A 17,597-nucleotide genomic window follows, 5' to 3' on the forward strand; every position below is an offset into this window, starting at 1 on the left:
GCTCCCCGGCGAGAGCGTTCTAATCACTTAAGATTAGCAGGAATTTTTCCCAGAGCATGCAATTTGTTATTAGGGACAGAAATTTAGGACTGTAAGTTTATTTAAGACTTACGTCGGTCGTCTTCAAAAAAGGAGAGCTGCGAGAGGTCTTCAATTTTTTGCCCCTGAAGGCCGCCCACTTTAACTTCGTGTTTGATGAAGTTCCCATGTTGAGTTTCGATCATAAAGAAGGACATCTCGGGGAACCTAGACTTAAGTCGAGTCATCTCTTCAACGATCAATTCAATGTTCTTTGGATCATCATCGGACATTCCAAAACGGTGATGCGGATTGTAGCCATAAGTTTCAATAGCCTTTTCCACACTCGCACGAATTGCTCGTTGTTTAAGCTCGGCAGTACCTTCCTCGAAATTTTGATCACCTAACAAGACACGTGTCGGCTTATGGCTGACCGGATACAGACTTAAATAGTTCGGCTCTAGGGGCAGAACTTTGTTTTGAACGAAGACTTTAATGCCCTCTTTCAAAGTCTCAGGATGATGTCCGCGCGCGGTGATAACTGAGAGCGGTCGTTGATTGAACGTCGCATGATAGAAGCACTCCCACGAAGGACCCTTCCATTGAAAATCTGGAAAGCCTAACGCCGCTGCAACGTCTTGAACAAAGACTTGGCGTTTACCCGCGACCTTTTCCACATCGGAAATATTCAAATCACGGAAATTGCGGAAAGTTCCTGTTACATCACAAAAATCGATTTCAAAATCTGCATAGACGCCACTTTTTCCGATCGTGGCATTGTGCTGAGCAAAGTCACCGCTGGTGATCAATTGCTCAGAACGACTGTCTTTATGGAATAAAACCAGAGGCGTTGTCAGAAAGGCGATGTTGTCATCAAAGTCGAAGAAATAAAAACTACGGCCGCCCAGATGAAAGTTTCTGTCTTTCTCTGGAGTGCGATTTATTCCTAAATCGAGTTGGCCTTTGGGTTTTTGATCTTCGCTCATGGAACACATTCCTCTATCGGGCTCTAAAATTTAGCAAAAAAATCGGAAGCACGAAAGAGCCCTGCACTATTTTCTTTTTTTCAAGGGAGCTGACTACTAGTTAGACAGGGGCAAACCCCCTGTCCAGTCAGAGTTTGGTTAAGGAAGGTAAACTAAAGCTCCTGGAAAGAGTCATCGGACTTTTTGCCCTCTTTAGACCCGCCATCGTGAGTTTTCTCCACATCGGGAGCCATCGAGTCCACCGGCACCACAACTGGCAGCTGCCCCGCTTTAGGGGTATCGGTCACAGCTTTCTTGGCCTCCGGCTGTTCTTTGGCTTTTAACCCCATCTCGCCACGGCACTTTTTCAAGGCGTCATCCATGGAACCCATGGAACTTTGTCTTGCCGTCACAGCACAATTCACCACTTCCTGATAATCCCCGGCACAAAGCTTTTCAGCCTCGGCCGATGATATCGACATGGATCGCACGCGAATCGTCGTCACACACTCTTTTTGGGCTTGAGCTTGAGTTTGTGCCTGGGCCATCATCGGCACTGAAATTAGGAATGCCATAACAAGAAGTTTCATATTGTTCCTCGTGAATTTATGGTAGCACGCCCCTTAAGGCCTTGCTACCGTCGTCAAAGCAATAATCCGCTCAATCTCAGCTGCCGGTTGCGCTCCATGCAGAGCAACACCGTTTATCACTGTCACCGGTGTTCCAGTGAAACCCAGTTTCTCAAATTCAGACATATCCTGTTTAACCAGATTTCGAACTTGCTCTGACTGAACGTCCTTTGCCAACTGGTTCATGTCGGCTCCCACTTTCTTGGCCACGCCGCGAAGAAAGTCGACGCCCTTCATCTCTCTTTGCTTTTCAAATACCAGGTCATAGAATTTGCGGGCTTTCACTCGATCTTGCTTAAAGACTGCTTCGTAGTAATAGGCTGCTGGCTCAGCCATCGGATGGAAGTCCAATGGAAAGTGCTTATAGTAGAATTGAACTTTGCCATCGTATTTCTTCAGGATCTCTTTCAATGCAGAGTGCGCCATACCGCAGGCTGGGCATTGAAAGTCAGCATATTCGACAATCGTGATTTTAGCAGATTTATCGCCGATCAAACGACGGGAATCCTGCAACTCAGGACGCAGGGGATTCTTAAGTTGTTCTTCCTGTTGTTTCTTCATTTCAGAGTATTGCTTTTCCTGACGATTTTCTTGAGCTTTGCGAGCTGCCCGGTTCACCACTTCAACAAACTGCTCCGGATTGTCCTCGATGACATCAAAAACCGCCTTTGGATTCTTTTTTAGATACTCAGCAATTTGTGTTTCTTTAGAAGCACATGCGCTCAAGACAATAAACATCCCCAGAAGAATTATGTTCTTCATAATACGACCTTTCTTTATTTTTTGATGGAACTTATTTAATCACACTTATTTGTTTCAGGAGCTTTCAATAACAGTTTTTCAATCACCATTTCATGCTGAACTTGCATGCAAATCATTTCACCCGGACTTTTTACTTTCTGGGTCTGCACAGATGCCCACGCCTGCCCAACGCCTGCCACGGTCATCAGGACCATCAATGCTGCCAACATTTTACGTGATCGTTCTTCATTGGCGCACTCCAGATGACTGCGCAGGTTTAACATTCGAGTCTGCATTTGATTAAAATCAAACGAAGCACCAAACATGCCATAGGATTTAGTCAGACCACCTTGATTTTCCAGCAACGAAATCAGACTCTTTGCATAAGCCTTGGGCTCAAGTTGATAATCCCGCACCGCTTGTTCATCTGTTGCCATTTCCACCACCAGCTGAAAGCGGTTGTGGAATAAAACGCTGAATGGATTAAACCAGCTTAGACGCAGACTTAAAACCTCCAAAAGACTCCAAAAGCCATCGCGGTTTTTCGCGTGAACTTTCTCATGGCAAAGCACGTGTTGAAACAGAGTGGCATCTTTAAAAACAAGTTCCGGAATCACTACCTGAGAATCAAGTACTCCATACGTCATTGCTTCCATGTTATCGGACACCACGACGAAATCACTGTGCTGACTCACGATATTGGCCGAGATTTCTTTTTTAATCCGCTTAAACCGAAACATGTCTCTTGCAAATAAAATCGACGCCGTTGAAATCCAAAGTAAAGCCAGAATTCGCGTTACGCCCATGATCCCTTGAGAGTGCGCAAAGTTTCCGAAGCAGTTAATTTGCAGCCCCTGATCCACCATCGCCAGCAGAAGTCCAAACACAGCAACAACACCCAAGAAAGTCACTAAACTCCAGCGTGCCCATTTTCTGAAATAGCTTCCCGAAACATTCTTTATCAGGCTTTGCCCAAGGACAAAGGCCCCAAACAAAAAAGTCGAAGCCAATGTCACCACGACCAAAAGCTTCCAAAGGAAATCAAAAACCGAAAGGCCCATTAGCGCCCCCCTTTTTGGGATTTATCAAAATCCGCTACGATCTCTCGTAACTTCTCGATCTCGTCCGTTGTTAAATTCTTCTGACCAGCAAAATAATTGATCAAGGGAGATACCGATCCACCCAAAGTTCGTTCAACGAACTCTGTGACCTTCCCTTTTATCACCGTTTGAGCTTCAATTTTTTCAGAGTATTTAAAAATACCCTCAATCTTATTGCGAGTTAAGAACCCCTTGGTGCGCAGTCGCTCCATCACAGTGAGAATAGTAGTTCGCGCAAGTCCCTTTTCTTTTTCGAAATGCTCGGCCACTTCACGAACCGAGACTTCCCCGAGAGAAGAGACATATCGGAGAATTTCAATTTCTTGCTCACCCAGGCTTGGCAGTTTCTTCATACGCACCTCACTGACTACATCAGTAGTCTACCAATACTACGGCTGTAGTCAACTTGCGCTAAAGTCCAGTTTCATCGTGAGACAACACGCCCCCAACTTTGACCTCAGGCAAATAAAAAACCCACACCTTCTTCAAGATGTGGGTTTCAAATTTGATTCAAACCTGGAGCGTTCGTTTACTTTTTAGACTTGCGAGTAACGACTTTCTTTACTCCCAGGGCTTGCGCTTTGTCTTTTGCGGACTCTGCACTTTTTAAACTCTTTTTGGGAGCAGCCGCTTTTGCTTCACCTTTATCTGCCTTCGCAGCTTTCGGTTTCGCAGCAGCTTTCGCTTTGCCTTTACCTTTGGAGCCTTTTGCTGGGCCCTTTTCATTGATCGCCGCTACGGCCTGCTCCAATGTGACTGACTCTACGGTCGCGCCCTCTGGCAACGAGGCATTAACCTTGCCACTCTTGAAATACGGACCGTATGGACCGTTGAACACCTGAATCGCATCACCCGTTTCCGGATGGGCACCCAATTCACGAAGAGCCGCCGCTTTGCCACGACCTTTTTTAGGTTGAGCCAACATTTCCATCGCGCGTTCGAAAGTAATATTCAAAACACTTTCGCCCTTAGGGATCGAACGATAGTCCCCATCATGAACGATGAATGGACCAAAGCGACCCAAGCCGGCTTTGATATCTTTGCCCGTGCCCGGGTGATCACCCAGGCTTCTTGGCAAGGACAATAAATCCAAGGCCGTCTGCAAATCAACTTGCTCTGGCTGCATATTCGGCGGAAGTGATGCACGTTTTGGCTTGTCGTTTTCAGGCGACACATCACCCAATTGAACATACGGACCATAGCGACCACTTAGAACATAAATAGGCTCGCCCGTTTTTGGATCTTTACCCAAGGCATCCGCACCATTGATTTTTTGATCAATCAATTTCTCTGCGATCTCGGGAGTGATATCCGCTGGGGATTCGTTATCTGGAACTGAAGCACTGACATCTTCGCCATCACGCTGAGTTGTCAGGTAAGCACCATAACGGCCGACGTGGAATTTATACTTATCCATGCCTTCCAAAGACATTGTACGAGCTTCATCCGGATTGATTTTTTCTTCCTGGTTATCAACCATTGCACGTAAGCCCTTAGGGCCTTTGTACACGGAAGCCAAATAGCTTTCCCAATCCAATTCACCGTCTGCGATATTATCCAGACTTTGCTCCATTCCTGAAGTAAAGCCCAAATCCACATACTGAGTCAGATAACTGCTTAGGAGTTTTGAAACAATCATCGCCGTGAATGTCGGAATCAAAGCCGTACCGCCCTTACGAACGTAACCGCGATCGATGATCGTACCGATAACAGATGCGTAAGTTGATGGACGACCGATACCCTCTTTCTCCATCGTTTGTACGAGGCTCGCCTCGGTGTAACGCGCTGGAGGTTTTGTTTCATGGGAGGTGGGATCCAATTTTGTGCACTTCAAAGAATCTTTCGCTTTAAGTGCCGGCAAACGCACTTCGCGTTCTGCCAAATCTGCTTCAGGATCATCCGACCCCTCAACATAGGCACGTAAGAAACCAGGGAACTCGATCGTCATGCCTGAAGCACCAAAGATCGCATCGCCTACAGAAATTTTTGCGCTGACTTGTTTTTGACGAGCATCAACCATTTGCGATGCAATTGTACGTTTCCAAATCAAGTCATAAAGCTTAAATTGATGACCCGTAAGACCCGTTTCATCCGGGTCTTGGAATTGATTGCCCGCAGGACGAATCGCTTCATGGGCCTCTTGAGCACCTTTTACTTTTTTTGCCGCATAAGTGCGCGGCTGTGGAGTCAGGTACTCTTTACCGTACTTCGAAGTGATACAATCACGAGATGCATTGATCGCTTCTGTAGAAAGGAATGTAGAGTCCGTACGCATATAGGTGATGAAACCTTGCTCGTACAGTTTTTGCGCCACCTGCATCGTCTCACGAGCAGATAGACCCAATTTACGATTCGATTCCTGTTGCAAACTGGAAGTGATGAATGGTGCTGCTGGTTTTCTGAATGTTGGTTTTTCCTCGACATCAGAAACTGTCCATGGACCTGATTTCAAATCAGCCGTCAATTTTGCGGCGTCTTTTTCACCCAGAACCAAAACATCTTTACCCGCCGTCAGCTGACCAGTCAGACCGTCAAAGTCTTTACCTGTCGCTACACGCTGTTGTTTGTATTGCTGCAAGCGCGACTCGAAGTTCACGCCGTCTTTAGACAACTCGGCCAATACGCCCCAGTAAGATGATTTTTTAAAACGAATGCGTTCTTGCTCACGCTCAACAATCAAACGTACAGCCACAGACTGCACGCGACCTGCTGATAAACCGTACGCCACTTTTTTCCAAAGAAGTGGCGAAATCGTGTAACCCACCAAACGATCCAACACACGACGTGCTTCCTGAGCACGAACCAGGTTGAAGTCGATCTCACGCGTGTCTTTCAACGCTTTTTGAATCGCATCTTTAGTGATCTCATGGAACACCATTCGTTTTGTTGGAACTTTTGGTTTTAGAACTTCCAACAAATGCCAGCTGATAGACTCCCCTTCGCGGTCTTCGTCGGTCGCGAGGTATAGCTCTGTGGCATCTTCGAGTTTGTCTTTAAGGTTCTTTACAACCTTCAGCTTGTCCTTGGGAATGCAATACAAAGGCTCGAAGTTTTTATCGACATTCACGCCCAGCTGCGCCCATTTTTCTTTTTTTACTTTTTCAGGGATGTCTTTTGCGGATTGCGGTAAATCGCGGATGTGCCCCATGCAAGACTCCACCACATAATCCCTGCCCAGGAACTTGCGAATGGTTTTTGCCTTTGTTGGTGACTCTACGATGACGAGTTTGATGCCATCAGATGCCGCGTCAGTTTTCTTGGCCATGTACCCAGCCCTTCATCCGGCTTGTAACCGGGATATAATATATAGACAAAACATGAAGGCTGAAATTGAACTTTGCAAGTCTGAATTTTGACAACCAGTACCAAAAGCAGATACCTTGTGAGCATGAAACCAATTTCCGCATTCACAAATTCCCTTCAATTTTTACTGACTGACATCGATGACACACTGACCGATGAAGGACTTTTGGGTGCTGAAGCTTATGAAGCCATGTGGGCGTTACACCATGCCGGCATCAAAGTGATCCCTGTGACCGGGCGCCCCGCAGGATGGTGCGAGATGATCGCACGTGTGTGGCCTGTCAGTGGGATCATTGGGGAAAATGGTGGGTTTTACTTCCGCTATCACGATAAAAAGATGCATCGTCATTTTTTCTTTGATGAGCAAACTCAGAAAAACAATCGCGAAAAACTAAACCAGCTGGAAAAAGAAATTCTGCAAAAGGTGCCCGGCAGTGATTTGGCCAGTGATCAGTTTTGTCGTTTGATGGATTTGGCCATCGACTTTTGTGAGGATGTGACCCCCTTGCCAAAATCCGAAGTTCAGAAAATCGTGGATGTTTTCAAATCCCACGGCGCGCAGGCCAAAGTCAGCTCGATCCACGTCAACGGTTGGTTTGGATCTTACGATAAGCTTTCTATGTCGCTTAAATTTTTAGCAACCGAGTTTGGTGTAAGTGCCGATGATGCGAAAAAAGTGTGCGGTTTTAGCGGCGACTCCCCGAATGATGAGCCGATGTTTCAATATTTTACGCACAGTTTTGCAGTGGCAAACATTCAAAACTTTGTTGATCAAATTAAACATCATCCCACATATGTCGCTGCTCAACGTGGCGGAATGGGCTTCACAGAAATCGCTCGTGCCATTCTGAAATACAAGTAGTTCCAATGCCTAACTAATTGCACTTCTGTGCACATGTTTTTTATGAATAGGGTTCGCATTCCAGGCCTTTGGTCTATAGAGAAATGTGCCCATGACCGATACCTATTCAGTAAAAGGAGGGCTTACCAATGGTCGGCGCACAAGCACGTCAGTACATCGCAAACAAATTGGACGAACAAGCCAAGCTCATTTGGCAATTCAACAACCTTCACTACTCTGGCGAAATCAGCGTAAAGAAACCTCAACGCGTTTTTTCTTTTGGGGAAATTTCCATTAGTTTAAAACCCAATGGGGATCTTTGGATTGAAGGTGCGAATTACCGCAACTACATTTCAGCAGACAGCTATACGTCCGCTCAGGAATGCGTAAATCTGCTGGGAGATCAGTTACGGTACATTGATCAGAACTATCAAAGAATACAAAGCGAACCAGAGTTCTGGGCCAAGAAGGGTTTCTTGATCCGCATCATGGAGCGCTTTGCTTCTTAATCACGGTACCAGGTCGATCAGCCGCCAGCAAAACTCAGGGACTTAACCAGTACATCCGGTGCAATAAGGCTGCGACCTGGTTTGCCGTAAGTGTCGCCAACTTCCACGATATCCCGCAAGACATCCAGGACGTTACCAGAGACCACGAACTGATCAATTGGCCCCACGCACTTGCCATTTTCATACAGGAAGCCCTCTGCCGGCATTGACAGATCCCCCGTGGAATCCTTAAAGCCCGCATGCAGTCCGCCGGTGAACTTGGTGATATGCACGGTCGTACCTGGGTAATGACTTACTAATTGCTCCTGAGTCTTACTGCCTTTTGAAACCACCAGATTCGTCGGACCGATACCCATCGGAGAACTTGGCCCACGGGCTGCGTGAGCCGTGTGAGGCAAATTCATACGCTTTGCGTATTCCAGATTTGTCAGAAAATTCTTTAATACACCATTTTCAATTAAAACAGTTTTTTGGGAAGGCGCACCTTCCGCATCAAAAGGCCTGACCGCGGAACCATGAAGTTCGAACGGATCATCGATCAAAGTGAATTTCTCATTCGCAACTTTTTGACCGACTTTCCCTTTCAGCAAAGACTTGTTCTCGTGAACTTCCTTTGCTGACAGATACGACAACAACATCGCAAGCACTGTCGGGAAAACCTTGCGATCAAGAACCACTGGGTACTCACCCGTCTTTAATTTTGTTGCTCCCAGATATTTTACGGCATTAGCCACACCTTCGCGGGCCACTTCATCGACATTGATTTCAGCGAAAGAGCGAACGAAGAAACCCTCGCCACCCATTTTTGAAGTTTCACCCTCTTTTACCAACGGTGCCGCACTTCCGGTGTAGTAACTTTGTTTAAATTCCTGATCGATGCCTTCGGAATTCAAAATTCGCGAAAACGAAGACCCTTGGGAAAGACCCGAATAAGGAACCGTTTGCACACGGGAGTCCAATGCCAAACACTTGGCTTCCAGGGCTCTTGCGACCTCCATCTTTTTATCCATTTCAATTTCCTCTGGATTAAAAAGATTGATGTCCTTAAACGCCTGGGGCTTCATCATCGGAATCTCAAAGTTCTCTGAACTCTGCACCGTCTTGGCGTTGTTCAAGGCTTCAGTATAAGTGCGCAGCAAAGCCTCCAGGGACAGATTCTCTGTATAGGCATAGCCTTGGGCTGCACCCTTAAGAACCCGCAGTCCCGCCATTTGCGTTTGCGTGGACTCAAATTCTTTAAGAGAATTCTTTTGAAAGCCCAGTTCCAGGCTTTCCCCGCCTGAAATAAGCATCTCAACTTTAACGCCATCCTGTTTTGCCTGAGTCACAATTTTTTGGAAGTTTTCTTTAATTGTATCCATTAGCCTGCTCTCCCGCCGACCATCAAACTGGAAACCAGGATTTGTGGTTGTCCTACGGCTGCAGGGATAGAACCACTCACCGAGCCGCACATTCCTGTTGCCAGTTTCAATTCGTTTGAAACTTTCGTGATTTTACCCAAAGTATCGATGCCACGTCCGATCAGGCAGGCACCTTTGACCATCTCTTCGATTCGACCGTTTCTGATGATGTATGCTTCACGAACCTGGAAGTTATAGTCCCCGGTTCCTGGATTCACCGAACCTCCGCCCATGTTTTTCGCATACAAACCGTAATCCACGTCGCGAATCATTTCTTCAAATGAGTCCTTGCCGGCATCAATGAAGGTATTTCTCATACGGGACGCTGGAGCATACTTATAAGACTGACGACGACCGCTGCCGGTCACATCGTAGCCCGTTTGACGTGAGCCCATTTCATCCACGATGTAGGATTTCAAAACACCATTTTCAATCAATGTAGTGCGTTTAGTTTTATTGCCTTCGTCATCAATATTTAACGAACCCCAACCGTTAGTGATCGTGCCATCGTCAATCGCTGACACGCACTCGTTTGCGATCTTCTGACCCATCTTACCGCAGAATACAGAAGCGTCTTTTGCAACCGATGTAGTCTCAAGACCGTGTCCACAAGCTTCGTGGAAAAGAACTCCACCAAAAGAGTTATCAATCACCACCGGCATTTCGCCAGCTGGAGCAAATTTCGCTGTGGTCAGACCCATGGCACGATCGACATTCTCGTGCGCAAAGCCCTGCAAATTAATACCATCATAAAGTTCTGAAGTTCCCATATGACCATAGCGTTCACTGGAGCTTTCTTTCACACCGTTGTGCTCGACAAAGACTTCCATATTCAAACGACTGTAGGCACGCTCATCATAGGCCATCAAACCGCGAGAGTTGGCGATTTGCACTTTTTGGAATTTTTCATTTAAAGCAGCTTCCACTTGCGTCACTGCAGAGTTGCGATTGCGCGCATGCTGATCCAGGGAGTTCATCCAGGCGAACTTGCGATCGCGATTCATCTCCCACGGCTTTTCGCCGTAAGTGTGTACGGAATCGAATGGCACCTGAAGTAAAGGCATGGCTTTTTTCGCCTCTCCTGTACCGCGGCTTTTAGCTGCATTCAGGGCAGCCTTCACCAGACCGTGCTCAGACAAATCGTTTGTAGTCACATAGACAATCTCATGACCAAAAAACAATCTGATACCTGCGCCATAAAGCTGGCCCACGATCGCCTGATCGGCCTTGGAACTTAAAATAGAAAGATTGGAAGAGTAAGTGTCCTCGACAAAGATATCTGCGAAATCCGCACCGGTAGAGAGTGCCGCATCCAGAGCTTTGCTCAAAATTTCAGGTTGTACGATCATGATTGCCCCCTATTCGCAAAAGCATAGCCCAGAGAGAAATCAGTCCCAAACAAAAACACCGCAGCACTTTGGATTAAGTCCAAAGGTACCGTCATTCACGACTTGTCTCAAAATGGGACTACTCCCAAAACTTCATGCCCGTCCAAAAGTTAATCAACGCCTTGCGTGGAATGTCACGAATTGTAATCTGGTACATCAGCTCCAATTAAACCGGTCACCGGCTCGCTTTTCCATGGCCTGGCCCTTGCTCAGATAGAACTTAGAGATGGGTCTCATGTTTAAAAGCCCATCGTGGAGTCTATTGTGAACAAGCTTACGGGTCTTAAATATATAAAGAGCATTTTCCAGGGTCTGACGATCCTGGCAGCGCTTTCTGTAGTTACACCCGCTTTGGCTGCAAACGTCACGACATCCACAACCAAGGCAAAGCGTTCAACGGCAGTTCCTGCTTCAGCGCAGACATCAGTTGCGGTGGCGTCTCCGGCTGCGCCAGCCAAAGCATGGACCCTGGACCTGGGCATTGAAACATACAGCAACATGATGAAAGAGGATTCTTACGAGCGCGATGCTGGGACAGCTTTCGACGTATCCGCTGGTTATCGCTTTAATAAAATCACTTCCATGCGTGTGGGCACAGCTCTTATGAAAGAACACGTAGGCCCTGAAAACACATACTTCGACAATACAACTGTATCTATCAGCTTTAAGTCCCCACTGACTCAGGACATTGCTTGGATCAATACTATTGCTGGTGTTTTGCCAACGAACCGTCAAATGCAAGATCAAATGTCCTATCAAGGGGCCGCGCGCCTTGGTACCAAGTTCGCCTTCAACAATCTGTTTTGGGGCAGCTCTGCTTCCACAGCGGCACAGATGACTCGCAACTTCCATGAGTATGAAATGACAGCCGATGGTTCCTACAACATGCGCAACAACGCACAGTTTGTTTTAACCTACGCTTTGCCACTTTTCTCGAAATTGTCGCTGCAAACATCTTATGTCTACACCATCGGTTGGACTTACCAGGACGACACTCGCAACAAGTTCAGTGTGGGTGCTGATTTAGGATGGGAATTTACTCCGGCATTTTCAGCTTACGTAGGTACTTCCAATGAAGGAAATGCCCTGAAAGCAAACGGAATTGATTCAAATATCGAGTTCTTTAACGACACCACTTCGATCGTTAAAGCCGGCTTGAGTTTGAGCATTTAATTTTTGATTCAAGTTTTAAGGTTTTTAGTTTTTTAAGAGTTTTGAAGAGGAGAGAGTATGAACAGCAACATGAAACGCAAACTTCCAGTAACTGGTGTTTTGCTGCTGACAGTTTCAACCCTGATGATTTCCTGTACAAAAGCAGTTCCGTACAAAGAGGTCTTCAAAGAAAATGTTGAAACCAAATCGACACTTTCGCCAGATGACGAATATCTGTTTGTCGCCTCCTCCGACATCACCAACAATGACGATACGGGTATCGCCTCGGCAAACCCATTCTGGCAAGGTCAGGAAAAAATCGTTAAATTCCGCTTCACTGAAAACACTTTGCAAGTAATGCAGGTGAACGACGAAGCACGCCTGGCTAAAGACAACACTCTTAACGACAAAATCCTGATGGAAATCCCGATCAGAAACGTTGAGTACCGCTGCTCTGAAGACCGTTACGGCAAATGTACAAACCGTGAAGAGGAAAACTCTGAAAAGAACTGGTCTAAAAAGGCTAACTTCGTTCCTGACTTTAACAGCATGAGAACAACCGGCTTCAACATGTTGCCCGTTGAGATGGAACAACTTTACGGTTCTTCCTGCTACTCTGAGACGTCTTCACGTCTGTTGAACTATGAACTAAAAGATGGCTCTTTGAATGTTCAGATCGAAAAAGCTTTCCGCGGTAACGCTGCCTGCCTGGGCAATGCTCTGTACAGCATCAACAGCATTGATGATCTGCAAACACAGATCGTTTACCACTACTCTTTCACGAAATTGAACAAATTGGCTTCCCCGGCTTATAAGCCGGTGGAGTACCCACTAAAAGACCAAGGCACTTTCGGTTTCTTCACTTCTGAAAACCGTAAGTACGACGTGGATTTGTCCCGCACTTTGAAAAATCAAAAAGAGTGGATGAACCGCTGGAATCCTGCCAGAAAAGAAATCACTTACTATCTTTCTGACAACTTCAACAAACCTGAATTCGCATCCATCAAAAAGGCGACTCAGTTGGCATTCGACCGTGTTAACCAGGGTTTGAAAGCAGCCGGCATGGAGACACGCCTGGTGTTGAAAGATCCAGAAGGCAAAAAAGTCGGCGACATTCGCAACAGCATGATCGTGATGGTGGAAGACCCGGTTGCGGGTGGTCCATTGGGCTACGGTCCAACTGTGGCGAACCCTCGCACGGGCGAAATCATGAGCGGCCGCGTGGCTATGTACTACGGTAACTTCGTACAAGGTGTTCGTTACACTTACGACGAAGTGGTGCGCGAACTTTCCAAACAAGAGGAAGAAGCTCCAGCAGCAGGTGGCTCTGAGACTGCCGCGGCAGCGACTGACAAACCGGCTCCTTCTGCAGAAATGAAGTCCAAACTACAGGCGCAGAAGTACTCTGCATATATGCTGTCTAAAAAGACTGGTTACCAGATTGCGGGTGACTACCATAAGACGAAAGCAATGCACACTCCTGCTTTGGCACCTAATGTTTTGAAGAATGTTATTAAGGAAAACTCCACTATCCGCAGCTTGAATGCAAAACAAGTTCGTCAGGTTATTGCTAACTCTGCACAAGGAAACGCACGTTTCAATAAAAAGTCGACTCTGTTGGCTCAAGCAGATGCGGATGAAGGCGTAACTAAAACAGGCTCTGCTGAAGCTATCGATGCTTTGTCAGTTATGTCCAAGTACTGCAACTACCCGTCTGAATTGTTCCCATTCAGCGAATACATCAAAAAAGCATTGCAGGCAAAACTTGGCCAAAAACTAAAACTATGGAATGACCTTTCCGATACAGAGCGCGAGCAAGTGATTGCGATCGTAATGCCGGAAGTTTGGGTTCCAACATTAGTGCATGAGCTGGGTCATAACCTGGGCCTTCGCCACAACTTCGGCGGCTCTGAAGACCGTTTGAACTTCTATACTGAAGGCGAACTTGCAAAAATGGGTGTGAAGCACGCAATCCCTTACAGCTCTGTGATGGATTACGGTTACAGCGAATTGAACCTGTTACCAACACTTGGTAAGTACGATATCGCAGCTTTGCGCTTTGCCTACAAGCGTGTGGTTCAAACTGACTCAGGAAAAGCTGTAGAAGTTCCTGAGACATTGGAAAAGCTGACTAAAGACAACAAAGACCTGACTTTGCATGACTTCACATACTGCTCTGACGAGTCTGTGGACATGAATCCTGGCTGTAAGCGCTTTGACAAAGGTACGAACTATACTGAAATCGTTCAGTACCTGATCAAAGCTTATAACGACGCGTACATGACCCGTAACTTCCGTAACGGCCGCGAAAGTTTCTCGAAAATTCAACAAGGCGGTTACTACAGCGGTACATTGTCTCGCTTCCAGTATATCCGTAACTTCATGGAGTCCTATGCGGACCTTAAAAACCGCTTTGCTTTAACTGATGACTCCAAGGAAATGGAAGAAGTTCCATGGTTAAAAGATCTTAAACAGGCCGCTTTGATCTCGGGTCGCTTCTTCATGGATGTTCTTAAAACTCCGGAAGTCATGTGTGCCTTTGCAAAAGCTGATGCGCCAAACAAAATCATCGATGTGTCTATGCTTAAGAACTTGAATCCTGAGGCAATCAGCTGCGCGGATATCGAACTTAAACCTGAGTTCGTACTGGTTGCGCAAACTGGTAAGTTCTTTAACGACAAACGTGATCCAAAAACCCAAACTCAGTACGCTGATCAAATCGACGTACGCGGTATCGGACCGGATAAATTGGCAGCAGCTCAGGCATTGTTTGCAAGAACAAACACTGGTACGCGCCAAAACGAAGACAACTATATGGACATAAAAGACTTGGCGCCGGAAATCACTTCAACGATCACGGGCCTGTTGTTTGACCAGAATACCAGCACATTGGTATTCCGCGATAAAATGCACCAGCAAGTTTTTGAAACTGAATGGAACTATGAGTTGTTCCCGACACCAAGCGAGGTCAATAAAGGCAACGACACTCACTGGTTTGATGTTCCTTTGTTGGATTCCGCAGCTCGCCGCATGGGCTTGCCGCAACACAAGGTCAGCTTCAACGAGCAACTGCTTAAGATCATCACAGGCCGCATGAGCACTTCGCAAACTCATGCGACTGAAGACAAAGCTTTCGTGAATCAGTTCCGCGTGAACCGTATCGCCAAAGTTGCAGTGATCAATGCTGTCGACAATGCGACAAGCGTGGATGCAGGAACGTTCAAAGCCCTGGCATTGCCAGAGAATGCCCTGGCTCAAAATGCCATGGTGGTGATGAATAAGAGCGAGCGTATGGGTAAACTTGCAGCGAAAGACCTGGAAGGTCTTTTGATCGCAAGAAGCAGACCTGCTCATTTGCCGAAGTCTGAAGCTCCAGCCACGCCTTTGGAAGCGTCCCCTGAGTACAACGATATCACTGCAAACGATATTAAGTTGTTCAAAGCAGGTGCTATGCCTACTAAAGAAAAGCTGTCGTACTTGTTGTCCATTTTGCCAGGTGCTGAAGATACTAAATAAACTTTGAACGGGATTGCTTATGAAAAAGATTCTTATCACAAGCGCACTATTAATGATTACTGCGGGCTGCCAGCCTGGCAGTAAGTCCCCAGACACCGGCAGCAAAGCCGACACCCAAAAGCAAATTCTAAATGCGGGTGTCAGAACTGACGACCTGGGCACTGTGCCGTCCCCTGACGATGAGATCAAAGATTCTGTTTCCCGCCAGGATGCAATGAAGGATTTGCAGCTAACGGTTACAAAAATGGCAGCCCGTCTGAAGATGGATGTCATGGGCCTTGGTGATGCAACGGACGAGAGTACAAAGCTTTTGATTGAATTTGTTAGTCGCAAAAAAGGCGAAAAACAACAAGACATCGTCGATGCACTTCTTAGTGGCAATTTGAATGCCGCTTTGGAACTGAAAGACCTACAAGGTGAAATCTCTGAAAAACAAATGAAGAAAATTGCGGTCCAACGTTCTTTCGAAAAAATCACGTCGGCCTATGGTTTCGATAAAGAGCAAACCACAACAATTTTGGCGGCGATCGAAAAGCGCGACACAATGCTAAATCCGAGCGACGACCAACTTCAGTTCGCTCGAGATGCTTCTGAAAACATCAAAAAGAAAATCACTGCTTTGCTTAATGATTACAAATCCGGCAACAACAGCCAGTTGTGTGGCGCTGTGGCGATCTTCGCCACTAATTTTGGTAACTTTCTGACGATGAAGTCACCTATCGAACTGCCATCTTTCATTTCGCGACGTGCACAGGCGACCACAACTCTTCTAAAAATTGCCGAAACCTGCAAATCAGACACCACTCAGGCACGCCGGGACTTAGGTTCTGAATTGCCAAAAGCTCTGATTCAAGTGGATGCTGCTTTGCAATTGGTTCAACTTTACATTGATCCTACGACTAATAACTTTGCACCGATCTCTTTGGAGATCATGGATCGTTGGAAATTGAACGAAACTCCGGAAGTACTGCACGCCTCTGGTGGCGCTTTGACTGGTGAGCTTGCCGCTGACGGCATCACTTGCCAAGTGGGTGACAAGGTCTACGGATCAGCAGTGGTTAGCAGTGACGAAGAGTCATCAACGGCCGAAGTTAACTTCGAAGTGGCCGGCGAAAAACCGTTTAAGATTCGTAAGATGCAAGGCCAACGTGGCATCACTTTGGTTTACATGTCCTCTAAAACAAACATCGTAGACGCAGGCAAAGCTACATCGGTCAATGCGGGCGAAGGTTTCGTCAGTGCGGTCCTAAACCTGGTTCCAGGCTTTGAACCATTCGCTATGACTTTGGGAACTTCTGAAGCCCCAATTAGTGTTGTTTGCCAATCTAAATAAAAACGTCGCTGTTATTCGACACGATTGTCCTCTGTAAATTGCTTCCTCCTTCGTCGGCTTTATCATTAAAGCTTATTCAAGGAGGAAGTTTCATGAGCAAAGCCCTAGAAGGAAAGAACGTTGCAATCCTGGCAGCCGACGGCTTCGAGCAATCCGAACTACTACTACCAAAAAAAGCGCTGGAAGATGCGGGCGCTAAAGTCGAAGTGGTGTCTTTAAATTCCGGAGAAATCAAAGGCTGGGAAAAAGACAACTGGGGAAAACCCTTGAAGGTCGATGTGGCAATTCAAGTGGCCAGCGCCGACGACTATGATGCCCTGATGCTTCCTGGTGGCGTCATCAATCCCGACAAGCTTCGCAGCGAAGAAGGCGCCGTGCAATTCGTCCAGGAATTCGTGGACACCGGTAAACCCATCGCAGCCATCTGTCACGGACCGCAAACTCTGATTGAAACCGGCTTTCTGCGCGGCAAACGCGTGACCAGCTATGCCTCCATCCGCACCGACATTATCAACGCTGGCGGCGAATGGGAAGACAATGAAGTGGTCGTAGACAACGGCCTGATCACCAGTCGCAAACCCGCCGACATCCCGGCCTTCTGCCGTGCCATGATCGAAGAGTTCGCAAAAGGCCCTCAAGACACTTCCGTTTTAGGATTAGGCGAGCAACGCCGCGAACACCCAAAACACGCTCATTAATCAA

General features: G+C 46.8%; 14 protein-coding genes. 6 read left to right on the forward strand and 8 right to left on the reverse strand.

Annotated elements, in window-relative coordinates; all coding sequences use genetic code 11:
• Positions 1-101 precede the first annotated feature (101 nt).
• The 6 genes from ACLVWU_RS14345 to topA all read right to left on the reverse strand — a co-directional run bounded on the left by ACLVWU_RS14345 (position 102) and on the right by topA (position 6,718).
• Positions 102-1,004 (reverse strand): hypothetical protein, encoded by a 903-nt coding sequence (locus ACLVWU_RS14345; protein WP_413575517.1) that lies wholly within the window; start codon positions 1,002-1,004, stop codon positions 102-104.
• Between the two features lie 152 nt (positions 1,005-1,156).
• The gene (locus tag ACLVWU_RS14350) at positions 1,157-1,573 is read right to left on the reverse strand and encodes a hypothetical protein (RefSeq protein WP_413575519.1); all 417 of its coding nucleotides are present in this window, start codon (positions 1,571-1,573) and stop codon (positions 1,157-1,159) included.
• 33 nt (positions 1,574-1,606) lie between these two features.
• Positions 1,607-2,374 carry a DsbA family protein gene (locus tag ACLVWU_RS14355; RefSeq protein ID WP_413575520.1) on the reverse strand — a complete coding sequence of 256 codons (768 nt, stop codon included), beginning with the start codon at positions 2,372-2,374 and terminating at the stop codon, positions 1,607-1,609.
• A gap of 35 nt (positions 2,375-2,409) precedes the next feature.
• Complete coding sequence (locus ACLVWU_RS14360; RefSeq protein ID WP_413575521.1) at positions 2,410-3,414, reverse strand: M56 family metallopeptidase; 1,005 nt, start codon at positions 3,412-3,414, stop codon at positions 2,410-2,412.
• A complete protein-coding gene (locus ACLVWU_RS14365) occupies positions 3,414-3,806 on the reverse strand; it encodes a BlaI/MecI/CopY family transcriptional regulator (RefSeq protein ID WP_413575522.1) in 393 nt (130 codons plus the stop codon). Before ACLVWU_RS14365 ends, ACLVWU_RS14360 begins: the two co-directional genes overlap by 1 nt.
• Before the next feature lie 176 nt (positions 3,807-3,982).
• Positions 3,983-6,718, reverse strand: a complete 2,736-nt coding sequence (gene topA, locus ACLVWU_RS14370; protein ID WP_413575523.1) for a type I DNA topoisomerase — start codon at positions 6,716-6,718, stop codon at positions 3,983-3,985.
• Between the two features lie 123 nt (positions 6,719-6,841).
• Between topA and ACLVWU_RS14375 the strand changes: the two genes are divergently transcribed.
• Entirely contained in the window at positions 6,842-7,618 is a 777-nt protein-coding gene (locus tag ACLVWU_RS14375) for an HAD family hydrolase (protein ID WP_413578799.1), read from the forward strand.
• Between the two features lie 128 nt (positions 7,619-7,746).
• The gene (locus ACLVWU_RS14380; RefSeq protein ID WP_413575524.1) at positions 7,747-8,106 is read left to right on the forward strand and encodes a hypothetical protein; all 360 of its coding nucleotides are present in this window, start codon (positions 7,747-7,749) and stop codon (positions 8,104-8,106) included.
• Between the two features lie 17 nt (positions 8,107-8,123).
• Here ACLVWU_RS14380 and ACLVWU_RS14385 read toward each other — a convergent pair whose 3' ends face one another.
• Positions 8,124-9,467 (reverse strand): TldD/PmbA family protein, encoded by a 1,344-nt coding sequence (locus tag ACLVWU_RS14385; RefSeq protein ID WP_413575525.1) that lies wholly within the window; start codon positions 9,465-9,467, stop codon positions 8,124-8,126.
• Positions 9,467-10,855, reverse strand: a complete 1,389-nt coding sequence (locus ACLVWU_RS14390) for a TldD/PmbA family protein (RefSeq protein ID WP_413575527.1) — start codon at positions 10,853-10,855, stop codon at positions 9,467-9,469. Before ACLVWU_RS14390 ends, ACLVWU_RS14385 begins: the two co-directional genes overlap by 1 nt.
• Before the next feature lie 303 nt (positions 10,856-11,158).
• On the opposite strand from ACLVWU_RS14390, the gene ACLVWU_RS14395 reads away from it, so the two are divergent.
• From ACLVWU_RS14395 to ACLVWU_RS14410, 4 genes are all read left to right on the forward strand, one after another.
• Positions 11,159-12,067: a hypothetical protein gene (locus ACLVWU_RS14395; RefSeq protein ID WP_413575528.1), complete on the forward strand. Its 909-nt coding sequence runs from the start codon at positions 11,159-11,161 to the stop codon at positions 12,065-12,067.
• A 57-nt stretch (positions 12,068-12,124) separates the two neighbouring features.
• The gene (locus tag ACLVWU_RS14400) at positions 12,125-15,562 is read left to right on the forward strand and encodes a zinc-dependent metalloprotease (protein ID WP_413575529.1); all 3,438 of its coding nucleotides are present in this window, start codon (positions 12,125-12,127) and stop codon (positions 15,560-15,562) included.
• 19 nt (positions 15,563-15,581) lie between these two features.
• A complete protein-coding gene (locus ACLVWU_RS14405) occupies positions 15,582-16,895 on the forward strand; it encodes a hypothetical protein (RefSeq protein WP_413575530.1) in 1,314 nt (437 codons plus the stop codon).
• A gap of 92 nt (positions 16,896-16,987) precedes the next feature.
• Positions 16,988-17,593, forward strand: a complete 606-nt coding sequence (locus ACLVWU_RS14410; protein WP_413575531.1) for a type 1 glutamine amidotransferase domain-containing protein — start codon at positions 16,988-16,990, stop codon at positions 17,591-17,593.
• Positions 17,594-17,597: the final 4 nt, after the last annotated feature.

It is taken from the genome of Bdellovibrio sp. HCB290, assembly GCF_047305925.1.
In the GTDB taxonomy this organism is placed as follows: Bacteria; Bdellovibrionota; Bdellovibrionia; order Bdellovibrionales; family Bdellovibrionaceae; genus Bdellovibrio.

Bases quoted from the DNA above. Each gene is read 5' to 3' on its own strand.
- ACLVWU_RS14380 (WP_413575524.1), top strand. From the start codon at position 7,747: ATGGTCGGCGCACAAGCACGTCAGTACATCGCAAACAAATTGGACGAA.
- ACLVWU_RS14405 (WP_413575530.1), top strand. From the start codon at position 15,582: ATGAAAAAGATTCTTATCACAAGCGCACTATTAATGATTACTGCGGGC.
- ACLVWU_RS14345 (WP_413575517.1), bottom strand. From the start codon at position 1,004: ATGAGCGAAGATCAAAAACCCAAAGGCCAACTCGATTTAGGAATAAAT.
- topA (WP_413575523.1), bottom strand. From the start codon at position 6,718: ATGGCCAAGAAAACTGACGCGGCATCTGATGGCATCAAACTCGTCATC.
- ACLVWU_RS14390 (WP_413575527.1), bottom strand. From the start codon at position 10,855: ATGATCGTACAACCTGAAATTTTGAGCAAAGCTCTGGATGCGGCACTC.
- ACLVWU_RS14410 (WP_413575531.1), top strand. From the start codon at position 16,988: ATGAGCAAAGCCCTAGAAGGAAAGAACGTTGCAATCCTGGCAGCCGAC.
- ACLVWU_RS14365 (WP_413575522.1), bottom strand. From the start codon at position 3,806: ATGAAGAAACTGCCAAGCCTGGGTGAGCAAGAAATTGAAATTCTCCGA.
- ACLVWU_RS14385 (WP_413575525.1), bottom strand. From the start codon at position 9,467: ATGGATACAATTAAAGAAAACTTCCAAAAAATTGTGACTCAGGCAAAA.
- ACLVWU_RS14400 (WP_413575529.1), top strand. From the start codon at position 12,125: ATGAACAGCAACATGAAACGCAAACTTCCAGTAACTGGTGTTTTGCTG.
- ACLVWU_RS14350 (WP_413575519.1), bottom strand. From the start codon at position 1,573: ATGAAACTTCTTGTTATGGCATTCCTAATTTCAGTGCCGATGATGGCC.
- ACLVWU_RS14355 (WP_413575520.1), bottom strand. From the start codon at position 2,374: ATGAAGAACATAATTCTTCTGGGGATGTTTATTGTCTTGAGCGCATGT.
- ACLVWU_RS14375 (WP_413578799.1), top strand. From the start codon at position 6,842: ATGAAACCAATTTCCGCATTCACAAATTCCCTTCAATTTTTACTGACT.
- ACLVWU_RS14360 (WP_413575521.1), bottom strand. From the start codon at position 3,414: ATGGGCCTTTCGGTTTTTGATTTCCTTTGGAAGCTTTTGGTCGTGGTG.